Origin of the sequence: Parashewanella spongiae (genome assembly GCF_004358345.1) — a bacterium.
Classification (GTDB): domain Bacteria; phylum Pseudomonadota; class Gammaproteobacteria; order Enterobacterales; family Shewanellaceae; genus Parashewanella; species Parashewanella spongiae.
On the sequence record NZ_CP037952.1, the window covers coordinates 1,098,677 to 1,123,749 of the forward strand.

A 25,073-nucleotide genomic window follows, 5' to 3' on the forward strand; every position below is an offset into this window, starting at 1 on the left:
GGTGAAAAACATGATAATAAAATCATCGTATTGCTCAAACAGTTACTCGTATACTCAGCGTTCAACTGATGTTTTTAGGATTATTTGTTACCAGCATACCTAAATGCGCTTAGACTTAGGTTAAGCGGCATATTGCACTGCAGTTGAACCAGCTTGTAACTCAGTTTTGCCATCTCTTTACCTTCCGCAAGTTTCTTTGCTTGTTTGTCACCAATGGCATCAAGTGACGCATAAATATTGGTAATGCTGCGAAACACTTTAAGCAGCTCTGCCGCAGACTTTGGACCTATGCCTGTTACACCAGGTATTTTATTTCCTGTGGCCCCAGCGAGTGACCAATATTCAACAAACTGGGCTCTTTCGACACCAAATTTTTGCTCTAGAGCATTGATATCTAAATACTGCTGTGAAAAGTGATCCCATTGCTTGATGTTTGGGTGAAGTAATTGAGTAAAGCCGTTATCTGTTGAGACGATAATGGCTTCTCCGCCCGAGCTTGTAAGTTTAGTTGCTAATGTGGCAATGACGTCATCCGCTTCAGATTCAGCATCTAAGTTATGCCAATTATTCTCAGATAATGTGTTTTTTAAACTCGGTAAACCAGAAGCCAATGACTCAGGCATGGGTTTACGGCCTTTCTTATAATCAGCGAATAATCGTTTACGCCAAGATTCTTCAGAACCGTCCCAAACAAGCACAATATGACTAGGCTCATGAAACTTTAGAAGCTTATTAATTGCCGATACCGTTCTTAATGTGAGGGATTGGATATCACTCTCATCAGGTTGAGTAGCGTGCATACGACGGACAAGGTTAAGTGCGTCAATAATTAATAAACGATTCAATTTAATACCTTATAACATGGAATGTATTGGCTGCCTGGGAGCTTCATACGTTGTTGTTTTACAAATGCACTTAATAACGTATCCATTAGTGCCATGAGTTTCGGATCACCGTTAATCTCAAATGGCCCTTGAGATTTAATAAGTTTAATTGTATCACCTTTAACATTTCCGGCGACAATGGCCGAAAATGCTCTTCTAAGATTAGCCGCAAGATCTGCTTTTTCCATATCAAAACTTAGCTTAAGTTTTTTTACGGCTTCATGAGTGGGTATGAATGGAAGTTGAAACTCTGGTTCGATCTTTAATGCCCATGCGAATTTATAAGAGTCACCAATTGTGCGCCGATAGTGTTTCACGTCTTCCATGGCGTTTGACATGATTCGGGCAACTTTTTGGGGATCATCAATGATTATCTGGTATTTTTGTTGTGCATCATGACCTAATGTCTGCTCAATAAATTTATCTATTTCATCGAAGTAGGCGGCTGACTCTTTAGGCCCTGTAAGTACAACTGGAATGGGGTTTTCAGCATTGTCTGGGTGAAGCAAAATACCCAATAAATATAGGAGTTCTTCAGCGGTTCCAGCACCGCCAGCAAAGATAATTATCCCATGGCCTAATCGAACAAAAGCTTCTAAGCGTTTTTCGATATCAGGCATAATGAGAAGCTCATTAACGATTTGATTGGGCGGCTCGGCGGCGATGATGCTGGGCTCGGTAAGACCAATATAACGAGCTGATTTTATCCGTTGCTTGGCATGGCCGATGGTAGCGCCTTTCATCGGACCTTTCATTGCGCCTGGGCCGCAGCCTGTGCAGATATCAAGTGCTCGTAAACCTAATTGGTAGCCCACTTCTTTGGTATACATATATTCAGTTTGATTGATGCTATGACCACCCCAACACACAATGATGTTTGGTCCCTTGAGTTTTTCAAGCATCCGAGCGTTACGCAGAATATCAAATACCATATTGGTGATATGCTCATTGATCTTAGCTTCGCGATTTTTAAGAGTGTCATACTTATTGGCGATGTAGATAATATCTCTGAGTACAGCAAATAAATGTTCTTGAGTTCCGCTAATGATTTGATCATCGACAAACGCTTTTGCTGGTGGGTTGGTCAGCTCTAACTTAACGCCACGAGGGCGTTGAAGTACATTGATATCAAAATCTTGGTGTGCAGAAAATAGATCAAGGTCATTGTCACTTTCGACACCAGCACACAGTACGGCAAGAGAGCATCGGCGATAGAGTTGGTATAACTCGCTGTGAACACGAAGCTGTAATCGGCTGACTTCTAATTGAGAAAGCTGCTCCATGCTTCCTCGAGGGCTGATAGATACTTTCATGTACATCTCCAAAAAATCAATGATAGTTTAGAGTGAAGGAGAAAAGTGAACGATTAACTGATGATGATCACTCTATCTCTACTCTCATCTTTTGCTCGATATAAGGCCGCGTCAGCTCTGTCGAAAGTTTCTTCGATTTTTTCTTGGAAGTGAACTTTTGCCGCACCAATAGATACTGTTACGGTAATCCGCTGATCCTTAAACTTAAAAGGGATACTTTTTATTTTTTCTCGTACTCGCTCTAATAAAGGTGAAATGTCATTATCACTGACATTTGGCAATAATAAGACAAACTCTTCTCCACCGTAGCGTGCAACAAATTCCGTATCTCTCAGAGCATTTTTCATCACTTGGGCGATAACTTGCAAGGCTTTATCACCCGTACTATGGCCAAATTTGTCATTAATACTTTTAAAGTAATCGATGTCAGCAACCGCAACCCAAAGATTCCCATTTTTGCGTTTAAGTTTTTGATACTCTAACGACATTCTATCTTCAAGTGCGGCTCTATTAGGTAGTTGGGTTAGTTGGTCGGTCTGATTGAGCTTTTGTAGTTCGTGTAATTTGTCTTTATAAACCTCAAGCTCTGAGCTTAGACCGCCAATTTCATTTCGCATATTTTGAAATGAATGTTGCAATTGCATTTTTTCTTTTTGTTCAATTTCACTTTTATGTGCTAAAGCCGTTTTTAACTGATCGAGTTGACCTCGAACTTGAAGTTTCAAAAAGTCGAGATCATTGGTGTCACGAATTGCAGACTCAACTTCACCAACATATCCCTGAATTTTTTTATCAAGTTTGCCTTTTGATAGTTGATTTTTGGCATCGTTGTTTTGCATGGTAAATGTCAGATCACTGACCACAGTGAGCGTTTCATTTAATGCACTTAAAAATTCTTGAGCTGAATTTTTTTCACGAACCAGGTTTTCGACTAATAATGAAATAATTGCGTTATAGGCACTTAATAAATCATCAGCAGTAAATTCACCATTGAGGACTGCTTGAATCGTTGACACTTTATCTCGTTGCTCATTTCGAAACTCTAGCTCTGATATTAAACGGAGCAACTCCTTTGCGAGTAATTGATACTTAGGCGTTAAATCAAGTTTACTATCGATGTTAAATTGAAGCTCAATAACCTGCTCATAGAAGAGCGAGAGCTTTTCCAGTTTGGGCACATAGTCCCAAACCGTATGAAATGGCTTGTTTAAGTCTTGTTTAAAATAACTTAACTCTTTTTTTACTACCTCGGGTAAAGATGTTACACGCAGTAGTTGATTAGTGATATTAGTTAAACTGGTTCGGCTATTGTCGAGTGATATTGTGATTTGATGATATTGATTTTTAAGTAAACGCTCGATATCTACCACATCAGCAATGCTGTTTTTCAAGCTTTCGTAATCATCAAACTGGCGACGAAATTTAGCAAGCTTATTATCTAACTCAGGGTTATGTCCCTTACAGGCAATGCTTAAGCTAAAGATAAAACTTTGTAAAATTTTAAACTTGTCGTTTCTATCCAGTGTGAGCTGATCAAGCTCCCTCTTAGATGTTTGTAATTGCTCTTTTAACGCACTGAGTGCAACTGTTGCCGTTGCTGAATCGTTCATTACCTTGTATCCCTACTTGAACCGTGTCTTAAAGGCGATTAATGCAAAAAACTATTTTATGAAAGAATAGTGGGAAAGGCTTATATTATATCAAAGTGATCGCAGGTCAAAACATGATTTTGATATTTACCCCTCATTTTGAATAAAAATGTTATTAGCGCCGCATTTATTGTCGGGCTTGTTGCAGTCAAGTTTGGGTTGTTATACTGCAAATTGATTTTTGCCTTCATGCAACTCCAATTTATAATGAAAACTAAGGAATTCTCTGTGGACTTCACTCGTTTTGCTTGGCTTACTGCCAGCACGCTTATTAGCGCCTCAAGCTTTGCTCAAGTTGAATATCATATTGATTTAACTCAGCCTGATCATCATCTTGCTCAAGTTGAGGTTCAGTTTCCAAAAACAGCATCAGATAAGTTAACCATAAATTTACCCGTCTGGCGTACAGGTAAGTATCAAGTTCAACCGATATCAGACGGTGTGCGTAACTTTGTAGCGAAAGACAATGAAGGCAATGTATTAAGCTGGGAGAGGACTGAAACAGGCGAGTGGCAAGTTGATTTGAGCAAGCCCACTCAAGTAACGGTTAATTATCAATTGTATGCTAATGAACTCGGTCAACGAACTCGTCATATTAGCAGTACCCATGCCTATTTAGACAGCAGCGCTGTGTTTATGTATAGCCCAGAGTACCGTGATGAAGAAATTACGGTTGGTTTATCGGTACCAAAAACTTGGAAAAGTTACTCTGGACTAGAATATGGTGACAACAAGCACAGCTTTGTGGCACCAAACTATGATGTGTTAGTCGACTCGCCAATTGAAACGGGTATCAGCCAACATCGTTCATTCAGTGCCGATGGTCGTGATTACGAGTTAGTTGTGTGGGGACAAGGTAATTACGATATCGAGCAAATCGTTACCGATCTAAAAAAAATCAGCGGCGAAGCTGAGCGTTTGTGGGATGACTATCCATTCAAACGTTATGTTTATATTGTCCACGCAACCAGTGGTGCACGCGGGGCAACAGAACATTTAAACTCCACTGTTATTCAATTACCGCGTTTTATGTTTCGTGAGCGTAAGGATTATTTACGCTTCATCAGTACAGCATCTCATGAGTTTGTTCATACTTGGAACGTTAAAGCCTATCGTCCAGCGCCAATCGCCACTTATGATTATCAGCACGAAACAGTGACTGACTTGCTATGGCTTGCCGAAGGTTCAACCAGCTATTTTCAAAACCAGTTATTACTCAGCGGCGGTATCATGAAGCCTAAGGAGTTTTTTGAAGACTTAGCCAAACGGGTGAACGCTAATCAAAAGAAACCGGGTAAAATCGTTCAATCTGTCAAAGAAGCCAGCACAGGCAAATGGGCTGCTAGAGGTGGAGATTACGCCCATAACAACAGCGTAAACATCTACTCTGAAGGTTACATGGCATCGTTGGCTCTCGATTTTTCAATCTTACAACAAACCAAGCTCGACAAAAGCTATCGTGATGTACATCGCAATTTATATCGCGATTACAAATTACCGAAAGGCTATACCGCAGATGATATAAAAGCCATTGCTACAAAGTTAACTGGTGAATCATATGACGATTGGTGGCAACAACATATCGAATCACCACTTACCATCGACTTCGATGAACTGCTGGCGCATGCAGGTTTGAAAGTGAATACTGGAGATAAGCAAAAAGTCGATGCAGGTATGAGTCTTGACGGTAGACACAATTCACTTAAATTAGGGCGAGTGCAGAAAGGTGGCCCAGCGTGGTCGGCTGGCATTGTATTTGGTGATGAAATCGTGGCTATCAATGGCTTAAAAGTGACTGCCAAAGGTTTTAAAAAACGCTTAGAAGATTTTAAAGCAGGAGATAAGCTTGAAATCACACTATTTAGTGATGATCAGCTTAAAACTGTGACATTAACTTTAGCTGAACAAGCTAAAGATAAGTTGAAAATTACTGCTGTGAAAAGCCCTAGCAAACAGCAAAAAGCCTTTTTAGAAGCATGGCTTGGTATCGACTGGCCGTTCGATGAAGAAGGCAAGTTTAAAAAATAAAACGGATATTCAAATATTGGTTTATTAGTGAAATATCCAGCTTAGGCCTGTCTCTTGAGCAGGACAACCGCACGAGAGAGTGATATATAAACAACTCCATGTGGTAATTTCGCATTCCCACGAAAGTGGGAATCTAGCGGCTTATATTTGAATACCCAAAGTCACTGGTTTCCCGTTTTCACCGGAATGACGGGCTATAAAGTCTACGGTTTTTGCTCGAAAAACATTCATGCGTTTACCCTAGCCTCTTGAGTAATACCAATTATACCAATTACAGTAATTAACTTCCCACTCAGCAAGAGCTAAGGGATTTCAGTACAAGGCGCAAGTTTGAAGTACTATATTCCCTACGGCCGCCATACAAAACTGGCGTTCAACGCACTTAGTGCTTTTGTCGGGATAATTCAAAAACTTGTAACGTAAGTACCTGACCATAAGTTTCTTAAGATTTTCTAGTACCCAGTTTCAGTACTCTACGGTGTTGCAACTTCGGTTACATAGCTACGGCTATGCGCCCTACATTGCGTCTTGTATAGCACTGAACCTGAACACAATTATTATCAAAGAACTTATCGACAGGTACTTAGTAATGGAATCCTTTAGCCGTGCCCTTCGAGAGCTTGTATGTGTCCAAATTACTACGCAAAACTGTCTCAACGTAGCAATGTAATAACGACAGTTTTGTATGTCGGTAATAACTGTGTCTTCATCAATTTCACTTGTACTTTGAACACATACATAGCTCTGAGCTGGGAATTTAATTACTGTAATTGGTATTACTGTAATTGGTATTACTGTAATTGGTATTATCTATGATTTCTTAAGTTGTGTTAGCCGCTGAATGGCTAAGTCAATGCTGGATCTTGTGCTATTGGAGGCTTTTGTCATCTTGCCTTGAGTTATATAAGTTGCCTTCTTAGTGTCATTCATTTTACTTAGTGCCTGTATAAGGGCATCGATAGTAGGGAAACTTACAGAGTCTCTTGAATCTTTTGGTTTCCACTCTAGCCAACATGATAATACTTTTGAAAAGTAAGGTTCAGCACCTCCCGTTCGTAATTTTCTGTCTGTTTGGATTTCTGAAATTTCATCTTGAGTGAAACCTAGATTTTTTGCTAAATCTGACCAATCATTCTGGAATATTTCAATTATGGCACGTACATCGTGATAATTATCATCATAAGTGACTTGATTTTTCACCTTAGGAGTAGATTCTGTTTTAACTATAAACCCACGGCTACTTTGTTGAGCTTGCTGATGGGGAAGCGGAGTTGTTGAAGTTTGTTTGGAAGAGGATTGGAATTTTTTGTTGACAGTATAACGTGAATATTTTTGTGAAGGGTGTGCTTCTTTGCCTAGTGCATACGTAAAAGGTGTTTGTGGTCGATGTTTATCTCTGAAACATTGATGAGTTTTTGGGGGAAGTGTAGTGGACTTAGTGTCAGCTCTTTGTGGTGAAACAGTATAAAATTGACTAGGTGTCTCAAATTCAGTTTTCGGAGCTTTTTGTTTAAGTTTTGTGGATTCGCTTTCCGTATGGATTGGATAAAAGGACACTTGAGCTGGTGTAGTTTCATGAGCCATGAGAAAGTCCTCGAAGTTTATAGTGTTTAACGACTTTATTATGTGAACAATAAATCTTCAAAACTTATTTAAATAAAAGCTTGTTTATGACAGCTGTCTTTCAGTTGATTAAATGTATGCACCTTTATATACCTGTGATACAGGAAGATGCAACTTTCAGGGCATTTTCAACTGTTAGTTTTGTTAATACCAATTACAGTAATTAATCTCTCACTCAGCAAGAAATAAAGGTTTTCAGTATAAGGCGCATGTTCGAATTACTATATACCCTAACGGCTGCCATACAAAGCTGGCGTTCAACGCACTTCGTGCTTTTGTCGGGATAATTCAAGAACGTGCAACGCAGTAATGGAAACCTTTAACCTTGCCCTTCGGGAGCTTGTATGCGCACACTTTGTATTTATAAAGAATACTTCACAAAATTATCTCAACGTAGATAACTATGTTTTCACCAATTTCGTTTGTACTTTGTGCTCATACATAGCTCTGAGTTGAGCATTTAATTACTGTAATTGGTATAAGGCGTGAAAGTGCTGGAGTAGTGGGCTGATACAAGCTTTCCCAACCTAGAAGAATAAGCGCCTTGTCAAAACGGCCATTAATCCTCATTGAAATTATCCATCTTCAGGTAACACGGGCAAATAATCTTTGAACGACAAAATATTTAATACCAAATAAAGTTTATGATCACTATGTGTTTCTAACTGGAATAGTGCTGTCAAGAGCCAACAAACTAACGCACTTCTGTTTAGAAAACTGATGCGTTCGACATGCTCTTTTAGTCAATTAGCATTAAAATTTATCGAAGTTGTGAAGACCGTGAGCATCAGGATAAACCCTGACACATTTTTTTAAACTTATTTTGTGTTGTTTTGTTCGACCATTTGTTAACGTCAATACACAAAAAATAGAACGATAATGGACCATCAACAATGAAGTTAAAATACAGTGTAGCCAGTATAGCGCTGGCGATGACAGCGTTAACCTCAAGTCTTTCTTTTGCCTCAACTCATTCAGAACATGGTTATTACCGCGCGCCAACTCTGTATGGCGAACAGTTAGTGTTTACCGCTGAAGGCGATTTATGGTCACAAAAGCTGTCACAGCATTATGCGAGCCGTTTAACCAGCCTACCTAGTGAGGAAATCGATGCCAAAATTTCTCAAGACGGTAAATGGGTGGCGTTTTCAGCGGATTACGATGGCGCTCGAGAAGTATATATCATGCCAATTGAAGGTGGTGTGGCGAAGCGAGCCAGCTTTGAAAACAGTCGAGTTCGCTTACAAGGCTGGACATCGACAGGTGATATTTTATATTCAACCGATAATGCTCATGGCCCTGCCAATTATTGGGTATTACGAACGATTAACCCTGAAACTCTAGAAACTCAAGATTTACCATTATCTGATGCGATAGAAGGCAGTATTGATTCAAGCGGAAAGTATGTGTATTTCACGCGTTTTGGGCTACAAGCTACAGGTGATAACGCAAGAGATTATCAAGGCGGCGCAACAGGAGAGTTGTGGCGTTACAAAATAGGCAGTAAAAAAGAAGCGCAGCCGCTGACGAAAAACCATAAAGGATCAGTGCGACAACCTATGGTATGGAACGACCGCTTATATTTTATCAGCAATCAAGACGGTAATGATAACTTATGGTCAATGTCGTTGCGTGGTGGTGATGTTAAGCAACATACCAGATATCAAGACTTCTCCATTCGTTCAGCCAGTATGGATGATGGAAAAGTGGTTTTTCAATATGGCGCTGACATCAAGCTGTTTGACATAGAAGCGGATCAAGATAAAAACCTCGACATCAGTTTGGTTTCCGATGCTCCAAGGCAGCGTGAGCAATGGGTTAATAATCCGGTTAAATATCTTACTGCAGCAAATTTATCTCCAGAAGGTGATAAAGCGGTGATCACAGCCCGTGGTCATATCGCGGTAACCAGTGCAGATGGCAAGCGACTTATTGAAGTAAAAAGTCCCCCAAATAGCCGTTTACGCAATGGCGTAATGAGCAATGATGGCAAGTGGGTATATGCCATTGCAGATACTTCTGGTGAACAAGAAATCTGGCAGTTCGCGGCAGACGGCAATAATGACTCAAAGCAATTGACGCATAATGGCTCAAGCATGCGAATGACTTTGAGTTTGTCGGCGGATGGTCGTTATCTGGCTAATGATGACTATGACGGTAATGTATGGCTGCTTGATCTCGAAAGTGGCAAAAATAAAAAAATCATTACCCAAGGAGAAGGACTTGGGCCTTATGAAGACATTGTTTGGTCAGCCGATAGCCGCTTTATTGCTTTAACTAAATCTGAAATTGGCAAGATGCGTCAGCAAGTGGTGTTGTATTCGTTAGATGAAGATAAAGCACAAACGTTGACAAGCGATAAGTATGAATCTTTTTCTCCGAGCTTCAGCGCTGACGGCCAATGGTTGTACTTTTTATCGAACCGCCAATTTAATGCGACGCCAAGTTCACCTTGGGGTGATCGCAATATGGGACCTGTGTTTGATAAGCGCACTCTCATCTTTGCGTTAGCACTGACTAAAGATGCGGTATTTCCATTCCAAAAAATCACCGAATTAATAGAGCAGAAAGAATCGGTTGACGATACGGATTCTGAGAGTGAAGACGAAAAAGAGTTATCTATTGATTGGAATGGCTTGAATCAACGTTTATGGCAAGTGCCTGTGGCTGCCGGAAATTATAGCCGTTTAACGGTAGCGGATAATAATTTGTATGTAATGGATCGCGCTGCAAATAAACAATCACTTAAATACATTAAATTTGCCAATCGGGCTCCTAAAATCGATACCTTTGGTGATGGTATAGAAGGCTATCAATTATCGAATGATGGTAAAAAGCTATTTGTAGCTAAAAATCGGGCTAAATCCTTATATATCGTTGATGCTGGGAGTAAAATGCCTTCTGACATTTCACAGTCAACGGTGAATACCAAAAGCTGGAAACTAGCGTTACATCCAAAATTAGAATGGCAACAGTTATTTGATGATGCTTGGTTAATGCACCGTGATTCGTTTTTCGATAAAAATATGCGTGGTGTTGACTGGATAAAAGCCAAGAAAAAATACCAAAAACTTGTCGATAGAGTGACGGACAGAAACGAGCTTAATGATGTGTTTAAGCAAATGATGGGCGAGCTTAACTCGTTACACTCGCAAGTTCGTGGTGGTGATTTAGTTAAAGATCCAAAACGCCCAAAAGCAGCAAGTCTAGGTGCATGGTTAAAGCAAACCAAAAAAGGTGTGCAAATCGCCCATATTTTTAAAGCCGATCCTGAATTACCGTCATTGGCCTCACCACTAAATAAAATGGGTGTTGATGCCAACGAAGGTGACATCATTGTGTCTATCAATCATTCGCCTGTAAAAACTGTGGCTGATGTAAACCAATTACTGCGTAATCAAGCAAACCAACAAGTGTTGCTGGAGCTGAAACGTAAAGGCAAGATGTCCAAAGCCATTGTTAGCCCAATTACTCTTTCAGCTAATGCTAAAATGCGCTATCAAGATTGGGTTGAATCGAATTCTGAGAAAGTAGATCAAGCCAGTAATGGTGATGTGGGGTATTTGCATTTGTACGCTATGGGAGCTGGCGACATCGCTAATTTTGCACGTGAATTTTATGCCAATTACAACAAAGAAGGTTTGATCATCGATGTAAGGCGCAATCGCGGTGGCAATATTGATAGTTGGATTATCGAAAAGTTACTTCGTAAAGCTTGGGCATTTTGGCAACCGACTCATGGTTCAGCCAGTACCAACATGCAGCAAACTTTCCGAGGTAAGTTGGTGGTGCTTACTGATCAATTAACCTATTCAGATGGCGAGACATTCTCTGCTGGCGTTAAAGCACTTGGGCTAGCACCACTGATTGGTAAGCAAACATCAGGTGCAGGTGTATGGCTCTCTGGTCGAAATCGTTTAGCGGATAACGGTATGGCAAGAGTGGCAGAATATCCTCAATATTCAATTAATGGTGATTGGATTGTTGAAGGGCATGGTGTTGAGCCGGATATTGAGGTTGAAAATTTACCTGTCGCTACATTCAAGGGCACTGATGCTCAGCTTAATAAGGCCATTGATTATTTGAATCAAGCGATCAAAAAGGATCCTTTATCTAAATTGAAAACTAAACCAATGCCTGCATCAGGCAAAGCCGCTGATATTAAAAATAGTTTTTAATCGATAAAAAATGTTGACAAAGTTGATCATTGAGCGTTATAAATGAATGAATACTTAGTTTTTACGCATATTTTATAGTTTAATGACTTTCACTAATCAAGCTTCAACACATCAAATACTTCTTAACCTGCTCCTTTCAAGGAGCGGGAAGTTTGGTTAGGTGTACATAAAAACCATAACAAAACCCGCCAAATAGAGCGGGTTTTTTTGTGCTTGAATTTTAACTTATATCAGAAAGGGATGAGCAATGGATAATCAGGTTATCATATTTGATACAACATTACGGGACGGAGAACAGGCGTTAGCGTCGAGTTTGTCGGTACATGAAAAACTGCAAATTGCTTTAGCTATTGAACAGTTAGGTGTAGATGTAATGGAGGTAGGTTTTCCAGTTTCGTCACCAGGAGATTTTGAATCAGTTCAAACTATAGCTAAAACAGTTAAAAACTCAAGAGTATGCGGATTAGCTAGAGCCATTGAGGCTGACATCAAAGCGTGTGCTGATTCGTTATCTGTTGCTGAACAATTTCGAATCCACACCTTTATCTCAACCTCTGATATTCATGTGACTCAAAAGCTAAAGCGTGATTTTTCTGACGTTGAAAAAATGGCAGTCAGTTCGATTAAATATGCAAGGCAATTTACCGATGATGTTGAGTTTTCTTGCGAGGATGCAGGGCGTACACCCATTGATAATTTATGTCGTATGGTTGAAAGTGCGATAAATGCGGGCGCCACCACAGTGAATATACCAGACACTGTAGGGTACACATTGCCTAGTGAGTTTGGTGACATTATTACTCAGCTATTCAATCGAGTACCGAATATTGATAAAGCCATCATCTCAGTGCATTGCCATAATGATTTGGGCATGGCAGTAGCAAACTCAATGGCAGCGGTTGAAGCTGGTGCTAGACAGGTGGAATGTACTATTAATGGTATTGGCGAGCGAGCGGGTAATTGCTCGTTAGAAGAAATTGCCATGATTTTGCAAACTCGCCAAAACAAGTTGCAATTGAATACGGACATAAATCATAAAGAAATTGCGAAAACTTCAAAATTAGTAAGCGAACTTTGCAACATGCCAGTTCAGCCTAATAAAGCTATCGTAGGCAGTAATGCTTTTAGCCATTCATCAGGCATTCACCAAGATGGCATGTTAAAAGCCAGTAATACCTACGAGATCATGACGCCTGAAAGCGTTGGTATTTGTAAAACTAATCTGAACCTTACTTCACGCAGTGGTCGTCATGTCATCAAACACCGAATGGCCAGTCTTGGTTATAAAGAATCGGACTTTGATCTAGAAAAGCTATACAACGACTTTTTAACCTTAGCGGATAAAAAAGGTCAAGTATTTGATGATGATCTTGAAGCTCTTGTTTTCAATATTAATCAGCAAAGTGGTGATGATTTTTTCCAACTAAATACTCTAAACGTTCAGTGTGGTACAGGGGATTTTGCAACGGCAAGTCTCGAGATTGCCATTGGTGATAACCATAAAGTGAGTTCAGCAACAGGCAATGGTCCCGTTGATGCATTCATTCAAGCTGTTAAACAAGCGATAGATTTTGAATTTAAAGTTGAAGATTACAAAATTTCTAACAAAGGTTCGGGTGCTGACGGTTTAGGTAAAGCAGCTATAGAAGTATCGTGGAATAGTCGTCGATTCCATGGGTATGGTATTGAAACTGATATTGTCAAAGCATCAGCATTAGCATTGATTGATGCACTTAACAGTATTCATCTTGCTCAAACTGTCTATAAACTAAAAAATAATGAGGAATTTCAATGTCGAGCGTAGCCATTTTAGCAGGAGATGGGATTGGTCCAGAAGTAATGAAACAAGCAATTAAAGTGTTGGAATGTGTTTCTACCCATTTTAATTTCCCATTGAGCTTTAATCATTACAATGTTGGTGGCTGGGCCATTGATAAAAATGGCGTGGCTTTACCTGAGTCAACACTGACGGGTTGTGAACAAGCTAAAGCAATTTTATTTGGTTCAGTAGGCGGAGAAAAGTGGTCAAATTTACCGCCAGCGCAACAGCCTGAGCGTGCTTCATTACTTGGTTTACGTGGTCACTTTGGCTTGTTTTGCAATATGCGTCCAGCGAAATTACAGCTTTCACTTTCGTCATTATCACCACTTCGCAGTGATATTTCAGTAAAAGGTTTTGATATTTTAGTGATGCGTGAGTTAACAGGTGGTATTTACTTTGGCGAGCCTAAAGGGCGAAAATTTGAAAATACGCCTGAAGAAACGGCGTTTGACACTATGATATACAGTCGCTCTGAAATTGAACGTATCACACATTTAGCTTTTGAAGCGGCACAAAAGCGTAATCAAAAAGTGACTTCGGTTGATAAAGCCAATGTGTTGGCATCCTCCCAGCTATGGCGTGAAACCGTAATTGAAATTGCCAAACAATATCCAGATGTCGAAATAGAGCATATGTATATTGATAACGCTGCGATGCAGTTGGTCAGAAACCCAGTGCAGTTTGATGTGATTTTATGCTCCAACTTATTCGGCGATATTTTATCGGATATTTGCGCCATGATCACTGGCTCAATGGGACTATTACCTTCGGCAAGTCTGAATCAATCAGGTTTTGGTATGTATGAACCTGCTGGTGGCTCAGCACCAGATATTGCAGGAAAAGGGATTGCCAATCCAATAGCGCAAATTCTTTCAGCAGCGTTGATGTTACGTTACAGTTTAAATCAACCTAAAGCCGCTGACGCCATTGAAAAAGCCGTATCTACCGCCTTAGAGCAAGGCTTTAGCACCCGAGACCTAGTAACAGAAAATAGCAACACCAATGTGTTGTCGACTAGTGAAATGGGGGCAAAAATTTGTGAAAACATTATGAGTCAGGTTGCTGTCTCTCAGTGGATAGAGGGAGAATAACATGGCTACAACACTCTACGACAAATTATGGCAACAACACTTAGTTGAGCATAAAGAGAGCGAAACACCGCTAATTTATGTAGATAGGCATTTGATCCACGAAGTAACCTCACCACAGGCCTTTGCGGGACTGAAATTTAATGATCGTAAATTACGTCACCCAGAACGGACGTTTGCGACCATGGATCACAATGTTTCTACTCGCTCGGTAGAAATTAATGCCGCAGGCGATAGTGCTGCAAACCAGCTAAAAATTCTTGAGAAAAACTGCATTGAATTTGGTGTTACTTTATTTAATATGGGGCATAAAAATCAGGGCATCGTTCACGTAACAGGGCCTGAACTTGGATTGACATTACCGGGAATGGTAATTGTTTGCGGGGATTCTCATACCGCAACTCACGGTGCGTTCGGTGCCTTGGCTTTTGGCATTGGTACTTCAGAAGTCGAACATGTATTTGCGACCCAGACTTTACGTCAAAATAAAGCCAAATCAATGAAAATTGAAATAAAGGGTAAGGTTGCTAAAGGGATAAGCGCAAAAGATATTATCCTTAGTATTATTGGTAAAACAGGCTGTGCAGGTGCGACTGGACATGTTGTTGAGTATTGCGGTGAAGCTATCGAAGCGTTGAGCATGGAACAGCGCATGACCATTTGTAATATGAGCATCGAATTTGGTGCCAAAGCCGGTTTAATTGCACCAGATCAAACTACTTTTCAGTATTTAGAGGGTAAAGAATATTCTCCTCAAGGTGACAATTGGACAAAAGCGGTAAGCGATTGGCAAGCATTAAAAACTGACGATGGTGCTGAGTTTGATAAAGTTCTGACGATGAACGCTGCTGATATTAAACCTCAAGTCACTTGGGGGACTTCGCCAGATCAAGTTACGTCTCTGGACAGTACTGTTCCGCACCCTGATGATTTTGAAGATGCTGTTGAAAAAGAATCCTGTGCGAATGCACTTGAATATATGGGGCTAAAGGCTGGAACTAAGATTTCGGATATTCAGATCTCTCATGTCTTTATCGGGTCGTGCACAAACTCCAGAATTGAAGATTTACGCGCTGCGGCAACGCAGGTTAAAGGGCAAACTGTTTCCTCAAAGGTCACTGCCATTGTGGTTCCCGGCTCTTATCGAGTTAAACAGCAAGCCGAGCAAGAAGGTCTAGATAAAATCTTTATCAATGCTGGGTTTGAGTGGCGTTTACCGGGCTGCTCTATGTGTCTTGGCATGAATGATGACATTTTAAAAGAAGGTGACCGCTGTGCTTCAACTAGTAATCGTAACTTCGAAGGTAGACAAGGACGAGGCAGTCGTACTCATCTTGTGAGTCCTGAATTGGCCGCTGTTGCAGCAATTACTGGGCATTTTGTTGAACCTGCAGTACTAACTGTGTGAAGGTAGGAAAACTAACAATGGATAAATTTATTAAACACAGTGGCATTGTAGCCCCTCTTAATCACGCGAATGTGGATACGGATCAAATCATTCCTAAGCAATTTTTACAAAAAACTGAGCGAGTGGGTTTTGGACAGCACCTTTTTCATGATTGGCGATATTTGGATAATCTGGGGAATATTAGTAACCCTGATTTTGTCCTGAATGCACCTAAATATAAAGGCGCAAGCGTCCTAATTGCGAGAGAAAATTTTGGTTGTGGTTCAAGTCGAGAACACGCGCCTTGGGCATTACAAGAATATGGCTTTAAAGTCATTATTGCCCCTAGCTTCGCTGATATTTTTTATGGTAACAGTATTAACATTGGGGTCTTGCCGATTATTTTATCTGAGTCGGAAGTTGAGCAAATATTTTCGATGACTGAGAGGGAGGTAATCACCGCTGAGGTGAATTTACCTACAAAGACTTTAACGGTAAACGGTATCCTGTTCACTTTTTCAATCGAAGAAGTGCATCAAAAAGCCTTATTAGACGGAGTTGATAGTATCGGTAAAACCTTAAAGTGTATTGAAACTATTAAAGCATACGAGCAAAAGCTACCAGTTTGGCAGTAACTTTTAAACATACTTGAGGGCACCATGATTCATCTTTGATCAAAAGAGCTGAAGATGTCTCAAGCATTTAGTTTAATCACTTCGGGTTTATACCAATTACAGTAATTAATCTCCCACTCAGCAAGAGATAAAGGTTTTCAGTACAAGGCGCATGTTCGAAGTACTATATACCCTAACGGCCGCCATACAAAGCTGACGTTCAACGCACTTCGTGATTTTGTCGGGATAATTCAAGTGCTTGTAACGCAGTAATGGAACCCTTTAGCTTTGCTCTTCGGGAGCTTATATGTGCTCAAATTACTTCTAAAAATTGTCTTGACGTAGAACAACTATGTCTTCATCAATTTCGATTGCACTTTGAGCATATACATAGATCTGAGTTGAGCATTTAATTACTGTAATTGGTATAAGGGCTCTGGCGATTTAGAAAGTACCAATCTTTGTCATACCAGCGAAGGCTGGTATCCAGTGACTTTTATAGAAAAAAAGCAAACGCACTAGGCACTGTCGATCTTTCATGATTAAATTTTGTGCTATTTGAGCATTTATCTGTTCAAGGCGTGAGCAGTGATGCTTAGCCATCTAAGTGAGCGGGTCACAACACAGAACAGTGAATACTCAAAAGCATCGAAGACAGCGTAAATTGGTCGCTCTTTCTAAATAAAAGGTGCTGCGTTATCGTTTCCAGCCTAGGCTGGAGTGACGAGGACTCATCGGTATACTTTCTTCCGCAACCTTCCTAACTAGATTTATGCTTACTAAAAAAGCGCCCTTAGACGTTTTTTTATGCCAAAAGAAACCATTTATTTTTTATGTTCAATGGATTTTTTGATTTGTGGCTCAGCGGTATTTTCTTTCACTAAGGGTTTGGCTTCAGGTCGAAGCTCAGGGTTAAGTGGCGAAGTATCGGCTGTACTGGTCTCTGGTAAAACACTTTGATCAAGAGGTGTTGAGAAATCAGGACTCAATGTATAATCACCCGTGACCTTGGCTAAAACGTCACCATTAAAATGTACGATTAGTTCTTTATGAATGATGCTTGCATCGCGACCACTTTTATAGTGATACACATAATACCAAGTGTTATCAGCAAAACTGTCTTTTAAAACAGGATGTCCTAAAACGTATTGAACCTGCTCTTTATTCATGTCGATACGAAGCTTTTCTACCTGTTGCTGATCCATATAGTTGCCTTGAGGCACATCAGGTTTATAAATCAACCAATCAAAAACACTACAAGCACTAAGTGAAACAGACAGCGCAATTGCGCTTAAAAGGGTGAATCCCTGCTTTTTATCGATCATGTTAACCACTGTTATGTAATTTCTGCCAGCCATAATACCCAAGCTATCCCTATGATGACAAGAGGGTATCTACGTTCAAATTTAAGATAAAAAAATACAGTTACAATACTTTAAATCTATCTGACACAAAATTTATCAATAAGTTCACAATAGTTAACACAAGTGTGTTTAATCTAAATAAATCGGTTGAACGCACAATTTAACTTTAATTTATTGAAATTAAGTACAAAACTAAACAACCCGAATTCACCCATCATCCTAGAAACATCAGTTGACTGCGTTCTCAAGCGTAGAAAAAATGGCTGATATTAAGACGTAGTTTGCAGCAAGTAGTTATTCTACTTGCAAAAGTTACAACGCAGATAGCAGCCATTTTAGCAAGCTTGTGAGCGTAGAGTATTTCACTCATTGGGTGAAATTCATGATAATAAAATCATCCAATTGCTCAAACAGTTACTCATATACTCAGCGTTCAACTGATGTTTTTAGGATCATGAGTGCTGAACATTCATATACTTGCCAAAATCACCACTAGCTGGGTTATAAATTTTGCAAATAGAAACGAAGTAACGACAGTTTTGTATGTCGGTAACCACTAATTGCTGCTATTCATGCCTTGCTATCAGTAATTTTTTCTGCGTATATGAACGCTCCCAACCAATTTATTTAGGTTTAAACCAAAAAGTCATTTAATGACTGTTTTATTTAGTAAATACTAGGGTCTGTTGAACTTTCAGGATTAAATTTTGTGCTATTTGAGCATTTATCTGTTCAAGGCGTGAGCAGTGATGCTTAGCCATCTAAGTGAGCTGGTCACAACACAGAACAGTGAATGCTCAAAAGCATCGAAAAAAGAGAGAGCGTAAATTGGTCGCTCTTTCTAAATAAAAGGTGCTGCGTTATCGTTTTCTTATTTGGAAACGAAGTAACGACAGTTTTGTATGTCGATAATAACCAAACCTCACAAACTCTGCCTTGCATAAAATAACCAATTTATCGCTGCAAAAACAATCACGAAAGATCAACAAACCCTAATATCTTTCATGACTATTAAGTCAGTTAAAGCTATTAATTATAAAATGATTAATCGGGGTCTATAGAGCCGAAACACTAATGTGTCGCGAACTTCGTGCATATTATTGTGTTTTAAATAATTACTCAAATGTTAAATTGTTAGTTAGATATAGGCAAATCACATTGTTTTACAGATTATTTCTCTGCAAATTAAGCATTGACTATCAAGCCGTTAGTGTTTAAATTTCGACACATAACAATAATTCTAAATGTTACATTGAGGTGTTTTTAATTGAGCTCACTCGTTTGCGTAGGTACTGGCCTACAACTCGCCGGACAAATAAGCGTTAGCAGTAAAAGCTATGTTGAACACGCTGATATCGTATTTTCGTTAATGCCCGACAGTCTTGCACAAAAATGGCTCGAAGGTTTAAATCCTAATAATGTTGATCTACAACAGTTTTACGCCAAAGAAGGTGAAGTCAAAAACCGCCGCGATACTTATTCTCAAATGGTTGATGTCATTCTTAATGCAGTAAGATCCGGTAAAAAAGTGGTCTGTGCACTGTACGGACACCCCGGTGTATTTGCATGTGTCTCACACTTGTCAATTAAACAAGCTCGAAAAGAAGGGTTTCGTGCGCATATGGAGCCGGGTATTTCAGCCGAGTCATGTTTGTGGGCTGATGTTGGTATCGACCCAGGCAATTCAGGCCACCAAAGTTTCGAAGCCAGCCAGTTTATGTTTTTTAAACATACGCCCGATCCAACAACGCATTTATTATTATGGCAAATTGGCATTGCAGGTGAGCATACGCTTACTGAATTTCATACTAATTCTGATCGGCTACAAGTGCTGGTGGAGCAGCTCAATGAGTGGTATCCGCTTGAACACGAAATTATTATTTACGAAGGTGCAAACCTGCCTGTTTTCAAGGCACGTATTGAGCGCCTAGCACTAAAAGATTTGCCGCAAGCCGAATTGAGCTGCATAAGTACTTTATTAATACCACCTTCAAAAAAACTTGAATACAACTTAGCGGTGCTTAATAAATTAGGGATAACACCTGAAGACTTTGGATGATTTGTGTTTAGGCGCTCAATCATGGCCTAAATTTTTGGGAAAATGCAAAAAAAGGAAAAGAAGAATGTTAACTAAATTTTTAGAAAAATTGGGGCAAGATACTGAGCTATTAGAAGCTTATAAAAAAGACCCTAAAGGCGTGATGCAAAAACATGGTTTGAGTGATGAAGAAGTGAAAGCTGTGTTGAGTGGTGATGATCAAGCGATAAAAAAAGTAACCGGTAGCGTTAAAGTTCAATCATATATCTTAGTTGTTATTGGGAATGATGAAGACGCTAAGTAAGTTACTTTTATTAAGTTTTATTATTTCAGGGCTTTTTTGCCCTGTTTTTGCGCAGGTTACTTATGAGACTGAATTTAAATCAATAAGCTCTTTATTACAGAGTGATTTATCATTAGCGGAGAAAAAAATACACGAACTTGAGATTCAAATTGGCGATATGACGTCACATCAAAAAGCCATTTTTTTTCTAGTTAGTGGACACGCTGCAGTTTTTAAAGGAGAGTATAATAAAGCGGTAAGTTTGTTATCAAAAGCTCAGTTATTGACATTAGATAAGTTATTGCTTTCAAAGATTTACGGCCTTCAAGTCACAACCTATTTATCTACAAGACAATACACTAACTCTTTTAAAGCTGCGAAAAATAGTTTATCAACGATAGACTTTATATCTGATAAAAAAATAAAGCGTGAAACTTATATTCGATTGTCAGGCGTTTTCAATGACTTAAATGCGCATCAATGGGCGAGAAAATATGCTTCAGAAGCGCTGTTAATTGCAAATAATAAAGCTGAAATTGCATGTAGCGCAAAAATTTATTTAGCCGTTTCAGATTTAAAACAAAATGATTTTCAGTCCTCATACTCTGGATTTGAACAATCAAAAAAATATTGTGAAAAAAATGAGCTGTATTTATTGGCTACCATAGCACTAAAAGGAATGGGGCATTCTAAGCTTGAGTCTAAAGACTATATTAATGCCAAAGAGTTGTTAAAAGAGGCATTGAAAGGATATAAAGAATTTCAGTATCAACTAGAACTTGTGCATACTCATTCCTTATTAGCTAAAACAAATTATTTTTTGAATAATTTTTCAAGTGCATTAAAACACTCTTCAGTTGTTGTTTCTCAGCAAGAAAAACCAGCCTTTTACGAAGCCAAACACAACGCTCATCAAACCCTCAGTAAAATCTATCACGCTCAAGGCAATTACAAGTTGGCGTATGAGCATGGCCAAAAAGAACATTTTTATCAAAATTGGTTGTACGACGACAATAAAATGAAAGCTTTAGCGGTTGAGGCGGCTAAATTTAATTTTGATGAATTAGAGCGACTATTGCAGCTTAAAGAAAAGCCCGTATACGCTGGTTTGCTTAGAGAAGATGAAATCGTTGCTGAAAGTAACGCCCGTGAATTGCAGCGTTTTTTATGGCAGTCAGCAGCAATTTTAATTACTACTTTTTTTATATCAGCATTATCGGCCATTCAGTTTTTATTAGACAAAATGCGATTTGATAAAAACTCTGAAGTCGGTTTACTTAGATTAGACTATATGAATTATGCTGCCAGAGAGCTGATGTATAAAATGCGCTTTTCAGGTGAGCCATATGGCGTTATCGCTTTTAATTTAGACAGCCTTCCTGCCATTAATGAAACCTTTAACCATACCCGTGGTGATATTGCGATTGAATGTGTTGTCAATGCTATAAGAGAAGAGTTAAAAGGTAAGCCAAATGTACAGATTGGTCGCCACAGCGATACACTTTTTTATGTTTATGTAACCCATGCATTAACCGATGAGTTAGTGAAGCATTGCCAAAATTGTTTGGAGGTGATTCACAACTTTACTGAGGACGACTTGGCCTCGAACTATCGTATGCGGGTGACTTTTGGTGTCGGTGTTATTAGCGATTGCGAAGAAGCGTTTTCAACGGCCGAAGTTTTGAAAAAAGCTGATCTTGCACTAAAAAGGGCGCAAGAGCTTGGTGGTGATACCGTGGTTGGCTATGATGATTCAATGGAGGTTGAAGAAGAGGAATCACATCCTCGTCGCCAAGCCCGATTTGTGCATTTTATTAATCCCAAGTTAATGGGTTCACCACGTAAACTTTTATAAGTTGCTGATAAAGCTGCGGGTAATCTTGATGCATTGCCTGTGGCTGCTCGAAAAACACTTCTGTTATTACTGCAAAAAATTCCGCCGGATTGGTGGCACCATAATAATCGAACAGCGAGGGAATTTGTTGCTCAGCACACTGTTGTAATTTTATAAATTCTTGGTTGAGTATTTTTGACCACATTTCGTAGTCGTCATTATTGGGTAAAAATGGTGCGCCATTGGCATTGCCTGATTCTTGATCGAGTTGGTGAGCAAACTCATGAAAAATCAGATTATGGCCGTCGTAAGGATCCTCGGCTGATATCAGCGTGTCACGCCACGACAATATGACTTGCCCTTGTTGCCATGACTCACCCAGTAACAAACGTCTTTTTTTAGACACAATACCATTATCGTTTTGCGGTGAGTTGACGTAAAACGCCGCTGGGTAAACCAATATTTGCCTGAGTTTTGGGTAATAATCGGTAGGTTTGTTGAGTAGTAATAAACAGGCTTGAGCAGCAATGGTGACTTTAACCTCGTCGGTGATCTGCATGCCGTCGCAACCAATGAACTGTTTTTCATCAATAAAGACTTGAATATGACGTTTAAGTTGCAGCTTTAGGTGATCGGGTAAATGGAGGAAAAACGGCAAGCGCTGCTTAATATAACTCCGCCATTGCTTTGGAAACGGTTGCGACATTACTGCTTTACGGCGCTTTTGTTTACGCCAATTGCTGCTTAACAACCATGTGCAAACACCAACGCCTACGAGTAATAACAGAATGATTGGAAGCATATGTTCTTAATGTTTTGTTTTTGTTATTTATATACCTTGGGGCGTGTGATTGAAAAATCAACTAACGCAAGCCAGAGCTTTTTAATAGCTGGTTTCTGAGCTTTTTAGATTTATAGAAATGCTGCTCGATCAGTATCCTTAGTATTCTTGATTTGGCGATCAAGTTTTCAGAAGCCAACTCGGTTAACTGCTCAAAAGCAGATTGGCTTAAACTGAAAGTCGCGTTACGAAATGGATTGGACTGTTTCTCGTCTACCGATTTTGTCACACGGCCGAGCATGATAAACTGCGGGCGATGCGAGTTAATGTCAACAACATTATCGTTGCCTGCACATCGGCTTTCGGCCCTACCCATAGCATAATGTGAAGCTTGGTTTATGAACTCATCAGCAGACACATTTTGTGTTAAAACAGGCTTATCCGATTGAATTTTTTTCTTGAGATCGAGCATTGGCATGATTTCCTCGCAAAACATTAGGCTGTTTATTTTGTAACTTATGTTGAAGCTGTTTGACACTGGTGACTTGCAGTAACTCTAGGGAAATGTTTTGTATCTCTTGTGTGGCTTTGCCTTTTGGGTCGAGCTCAATGACGGACAAGCCAGACTCTTCACTATCATCGTACAAGTTACGGCTGTATGTAATAGCATCAAGCACATCAATTTCGTAAGTTCGGCACACTTCTTTAGCCTCAATAATTCTCTTAGCTTGGCTGGGCAGACTTGGGCATTGTGTTATCACAAAAGCAGCTCGAAGTTCAGGGTTTATCATCATACAAGTAGCGACAATATCATCCATGTGGCTAACAGTTTTTAAGTCTCGGCGTTTTGGCCTGAGTGGCATTAATACGTGACTTGCTATAGACATTGTCGCACGCAGTGCAAGGTTATCTTGCCCGCCACAGTCAACTATCACGAAATCATAATGTTGCTCTAGGCTCATTAAATCGTTACGGATTTTTCCGTACAATTGCACACAATTGATTGCTGTAAGTTGGTTATTATTTCGCGCTTGGATCCAGTCAGATGTCGTGCGTTGTGGATCGCAGTCAACCATAATGATTGATGCTTCGCACTCTGTTGTTAAAAACACTGCTATGTTTTGTGCTAGGCAGCTTTTACCGCTTCCGCCTTTTTCGCCACCAACCAATAAGATCATGATACTGTCCTTCCTTGATATGTTCGTTCAGCTCGAAACTCTGTCGTCTTGATATTAAAACGTAGACACGAAATGGTATGAGCGCCACTGCTTGATTTTTGGCGTTTATCAGTATTTCGTAACGATGACGGTTTATTGACAAAATCAGTGAAAAGTCATTTATTTGTCGTGTAACCTTCGAGGCTGTTGCGCTGTAATATGTTGATAAATAAGCTTTATTTGTTTTTGCGTGTTTTTACTTGTTGAATGAATAAATTGTCCACTAAAATATTGAGCCATTGCGAACCTAAAATTTTTTGAAAATTAACCCTCAGAATGAAACAAGTTACCAATATTGAGACTGTTAGGAATAATAAAGCCTTATGAGTCAAGAGTTACTAGAAGCGATTAATCAGACCATGCCATTTGGAAAATATGCTGGTTGTCCTTTGCTAAAATTGCCGGAACCTTACTTGGTATGGTTTAAGCAAAAAGGGTTTCCCGAAGGCAAACTCGGTAAACAACTAGCATTAATTTATGAAGTGAAATTAAACGGTTTAGAGCCGATGCTCATGCCAATGTTACGGGAGTAAAATTTTAGTGGGCATGGTATCCTTCGGAAAATTTTTTAAAGAGTTAAATTATGTCTGAAATTACTATTGAACAAATTTCTGAATTCTTCGAAGAAACGCGTCAGTTTACTCAAGAAGCGAAAGCAGACTTTGATATTGATAAAGTATGTCGTTGGTCTTACTTTTTTGGTGACACCGATGAAGAAAAGCTAACTAAGTTTGGTAGCTATTTAGAAAGCGATGGTTATGAGCCCATTGGCTTCATTGAAGCTGAAGAAGACGATGAAAACCCTGAGCTGATTTACCTTCGTGTCGATAAAGAAGAGTTACACACAGTTGAGTCATTAGATGTACTTAATGTTAAGCTCTATGGTTTAGTGAAAGAATACGACATTGAATCCTATGAAGGCATGGATGTTGGACCTGTTGATGAACCAGTAGAATAACGATTTGTTAGA

At 39.5% G+C, this 25,073-nt stretch carries 19 protein-coding genes; 11 read left to right on the forward strand and 8 right to left on the reverse strand.

Features of this window, described 5'->3' with window-relative positions; all coding sequences use genetic code 11:
- Nucleotides 1-80: 80 nt before the first annotated feature.
- The 3 genes from xni to E2I05_RS03990 are packed head-to-tail and all read right to left on the reverse strand — an operon-like array spanning nt 81 to nt 3,807.
- Nucleotides 81-845, reverse strand: coding sequence for a flap endonuclease Xni (xni, locus tag E2I05_RS03980; protein WP_121853142.1), 765 nt, complete (start codon nt 843-845; stop codon nt 81-83).
- Nucleotides 842-2,197 carry a nucleotide 5'-monophosphate nucleosidase PpnN gene (ppnN, locus tag E2I05_RS03985; protein ID WP_121853143.1) on the reverse strand — a complete coding sequence of 452 codons (1,356 nt, stop codon included), beginning with the start codon at nt 2,195-2,197 and terminating at the stop codon, nt 842-844. Before ppnN ends, xni begins: the two co-directional genes overlap by 4 nt.
- A gap of 53 nt (nt 2,198-2,250) precedes the next feature.
- On the reverse strand, nt 2,251-3,807 hold the full coding sequence (locus tag E2I05_RS03990; RefSeq protein WP_121853144.1) for a GGDEF domain-containing protein: 1,557 nt from the start codon (nt 3,805-3,807) through the stop codon (nt 2,251-2,253).
- A gap of 246 nt (nt 3,808-4,053) precedes the next feature.
- On the opposite strand from E2I05_RS03990, the gene E2I05_RS03995 reads away from it, so the two are divergent.
- Nucleotides 4,054-5,874: a M61 family metallopeptidase gene (locus tag E2I05_RS03995; protein ID WP_121853154.1), complete on the forward strand. Its 1,821-nt coding sequence runs from the start codon at nt 4,054-4,056 to the stop codon at nt 5,872-5,874.
- Between the two features lie 810 nt (nt 5,875-6,684).
- Here E2I05_RS03995 and E2I05_RS04000 read toward each other — a convergent pair.
- Nucleotides 6,685-7,458, reverse strand: coding sequence for a death domain-containing protein (locus E2I05_RS04000; RefSeq protein ID WP_121853145.1), 774 nt, complete (start codon nt 7,456-7,458; stop codon nt 6,685-6,687).
- Nucleotides 7,459-8,390: 932 nt separating this feature from the next.
- On the opposite strand from E2I05_RS04000, the gene E2I05_RS04005 reads away from it, so the two are divergent.
- The 5 genes from E2I05_RS04005 to leuD all read left to right on the forward strand — a co-directional run bounded on the left by E2I05_RS04005 (nt 8,391) and on the right by leuD (nt 16,607).
- Entirely contained in the window at nt 8,391-11,675 is a 3,285-nt protein-coding gene (locus E2I05_RS04005; RefSeq protein ID WP_121853146.1) for a S41 family peptidase, read from the forward strand.
- Nucleotides 11,676-11,922: 247 nt separating this feature from the next.
- Complete coding sequence (gene leuA / locus E2I05_RS04010) at nt 11,923-13,479, forward strand: 2-isopropylmalate synthase (protein ID WP_121853147.1); 1,557 nt, start codon at nt 11,923-11,925, stop codon at nt 13,477-13,479.
- Nucleotides 13,467-14,588 carry a 3-isopropylmalate dehydrogenase gene (leuB, locus tag E2I05_RS04015; RefSeq protein ID WP_121853148.1) on the forward strand — a complete coding sequence of 374 codons (1,122 nt, stop codon included), beginning with the start codon at nt 13,467-13,469 and terminating at the stop codon, nt 14,586-14,588. Before leuA ends, leuB begins: the two co-directional genes overlap by 13 nt.
- A 1-nt stretch (nt 14,589) precedes the next feature.
- Complete coding sequence (gene leuC / locus E2I05_RS04020; protein WP_121853149.1) at nt 14,590-15,993, forward strand: 3-isopropylmalate dehydratase large subunit; 1,404 nt, start codon at nt 14,590-14,592, stop codon at nt 15,991-15,993.
- A 17-nt stretch (nt 15,994-16,010) separates the two neighbouring features.
- Complete coding sequence (gene leuD / locus E2I05_RS04025) at nt 16,011-16,607, forward strand: 3-isopropylmalate dehydratase small subunit (RefSeq protein ID WP_121853150.1); 597 nt, start codon at nt 16,011-16,013, stop codon at nt 16,605-16,607.
- Between the two features lie 803 nt (nt 16,608-17,410).
- On the opposite strand, the gene E2I05_RS04030 is transcribed toward leuD, so the two are convergent.
- Entirely contained in the window at nt 17,411-17,911 is a 501-nt protein-coding gene (locus E2I05_RS04030; protein WP_121853155.1) for an outer membrane protein assembly factor BamE, read from the reverse strand.
- Nucleotides 17,912-19,217: 1,306 nt separating this feature from the next.
- Between E2I05_RS04030 and E2I05_RS04035 the strand changes: the two genes are divergently transcribed.
- The 3 genes from E2I05_RS04035 to E2I05_RS04045 all read left to right on the forward strand — a co-directional run bounded on the left by E2I05_RS04035 (nt 19,218) and on the right by E2I05_RS04045 (nt 22,126).
- On the forward strand, nt 19,218-20,009 hold the full coding sequence (locus tag E2I05_RS04035) for an SAM-dependent methyltransferase (RefSeq protein ID WP_121853151.1): 792 nt from the start codon (nt 19,218-19,220) through the stop codon (nt 20,007-20,009).
- Between the two features lie 64 nt (nt 20,010-20,073).
- A complete protein-coding gene (locus E2I05_RS04040) occupies nt 20,074-20,292 on the forward strand; it encodes a hypothetical protein (protein ID WP_121853152.1) in 219 nt (72 codons plus the stop codon).
- Nucleotides 20,273-22,126, forward strand: a complete 1,854-nt coding sequence (locus tag E2I05_RS04045) for a diguanylate cyclase (protein ID WP_133309475.1) — start codon at nt 20,273-20,275, stop codon at nt 22,124-22,126. The genes E2I05_RS04040 and E2I05_RS04045 overlap by 20 nt, the downstream gene beginning before the upstream one ends.
- Here E2I05_RS04045 and E2I05_RS04050 read toward each other — a convergent pair.
- The 3 genes from E2I05_RS04050 to E2I05_RS04060 form a co-directional block, all read right to left on the reverse strand.
- Entirely contained in the window at nt 22,086-22,907 is an 822-nt protein-coding gene (locus E2I05_RS04050; RefSeq protein ID WP_121855141.1) for a M90 family metallopeptidase, read from the reverse strand. The two genes, E2I05_RS04045 and E2I05_RS04050, sit on opposite strands and share 41 nt — an antisense overlap.
- 61 nt (nt 22,908-22,968) lie before the next feature.
- Nucleotides 22,969-23,358 carry a hypothetical protein gene (locus tag E2I05_RS04055; RefSeq protein ID WP_121855140.1) on the reverse strand — a complete coding sequence of 130 codons (390 nt, stop codon included), beginning with the start codon at nt 23,356-23,358 and terminating at the stop codon, nt 22,969-22,971.
- Nucleotides 23,324-24,064: a nucleotide-binding protein gene (locus E2I05_RS04060; protein WP_121855139.1), complete on the reverse strand. Its 741-nt coding sequence runs from the start codon at nt 24,062-24,064 to the stop codon at nt 23,324-23,326. Before E2I05_RS04060 ends, E2I05_RS04055 begins: the two co-directional genes overlap by 35 nt.
- Nucleotides 24,065-24,426: 362 nt before the next feature.
- On the opposite strand from E2I05_RS04060, the gene E2I05_RS04065 reads away from it, so the two are divergent.
- The gene (locus E2I05_RS04065) at nt 24,427-24,636 is read left to right on the forward strand and encodes a DUF3820 family protein (protein WP_121855138.1); all 210 of its coding nucleotides are present in this window, start codon (nt 24,427-24,429) and stop codon (nt 24,634-24,636) included.
- 50 nt (nt 24,637-24,686) lie between these two features.
- Complete coding sequence (locus E2I05_RS04070; protein WP_121855137.1) at nt 24,687-25,061, forward strand: ribonuclease E inhibitor RraB; 375 nt, start codon at nt 24,687-24,689, stop codon at nt 25,059-25,061.
- The last annotated feature ends 12 nt before the right edge of the window (nt 25,062-25,073 follow it).

What these genes read in the sequence shown, in the direction of transcription:
- ppnN (WP_121853143.1), bottom strand. Translation starts at nt 2,197, where the DNA reads ATGAAAGTATCTATCAGCCCTCGAGGAAGCATGGAGCAGCTTTCTCAA.
- E2I05_RS03990 (WP_121853144.1), bottom strand. Translation starts at nt 3,807, where the DNA reads ATGAACGATTCAGCAACGGCAACAGTTGCACTCAGTGCGTTAAAAGAG.
- E2I05_RS03995 (WP_121853154.1), top strand. Translation starts at nt 4,054, where the DNA reads ATGAAAACTAAGGAATTCTCTGTGGACTTCACTCGTTTTGCTTGGCTT.
- E2I05_RS04000 (WP_121853145.1), bottom strand. Translation starts at nt 7,458, where the DNA reads ATGGCTCATGAAACTACACCAGCTCAAGTGTCCTTTTATCCAATCCAT.
- E2I05_RS04005 (WP_121853146.1), top strand. Translation starts at nt 8,391, where the DNA reads ATGAAGTTAAAATACAGTGTAGCCAGTATAGCGCTGGCGATGACAGCG.
- leuA (WP_121853147.1), top strand. Translation starts at nt 11,923, where the DNA reads ATGGATAATCAGGTTATCATATTTGATACAACATTACGGGACGGAGAA.
- leuB (WP_121853148.1), top strand. Translation starts at nt 13,467, where the DNA reads ATGTCGAGCGTAGCCATTTTAGCAGGAGATGGGATTGGTCCAGAAGTA.
- leuC (WP_121853149.1), top strand. Translation starts at nt 14,590, where the DNA reads ATGGCTACAACACTCTACGACAAATTATGGCAACAACACTTAGTTGAG.
- leuD (WP_121853150.1), top strand. Translation starts at nt 16,011, where the DNA reads ATGGATAAATTTATTAAACACAGTGGCATTGTAGCCCCTCTTAATCAC.
- E2I05_RS04030 (WP_121853155.1), bottom strand. Translation starts at nt 17,911, where the DNA reads ATGATCGATAAAAAGCAGGGATTCACCCTTTTAAGCGCAATTGCGCTG.
- E2I05_RS04040 (WP_121853152.1), top strand. Translation starts at nt 20,074, where the DNA reads ATGTTAACTAAATTTTTAGAAAAATTGGGGCAAGATACTGAGCTATTA.
- E2I05_RS04045 (WP_133309475.1), top strand. Translation starts at nt 20,273, where the DNA reads ATGATGAAGACGCTAAGTAAGTTACTTTTATTAAGTTTTATTATTTCA.
- E2I05_RS04050 (WP_121855141.1), bottom strand. Translation starts at nt 22,907, where the DNA reads ATGCTTCCAATCATTCTGTTATTACTCGTAGGCGTTGGTGTTTGCACA.
- E2I05_RS04055 (WP_121855140.1), bottom strand. Translation starts at nt 23,358, where the DNA reads ATGCTCGATCTCAAGAAAAAAATTCAATCGGATAAGCCTGTTTTAACA.
- E2I05_RS04060 (WP_121855139.1), bottom strand. Translation starts at nt 24,064, where the DNA reads ATGATCTTATTGGTTGGTGGCGAAAAAGGCGGAAGCGGTAAAAGCTGC.
- E2I05_RS04065 (WP_121855138.1), top strand. Translation starts at nt 24,427, where the DNA reads ATGAGTCAAGAGTTACTAGAAGCGATTAATCAGACCATGCCATTTGGA.
- E2I05_RS04070 (WP_121855137.1), top strand. Translation starts at nt 24,687, where the DNA reads ATGTCTGAAATTACTATTGAACAAATTTCTGAATTCTTCGAAGAAACG.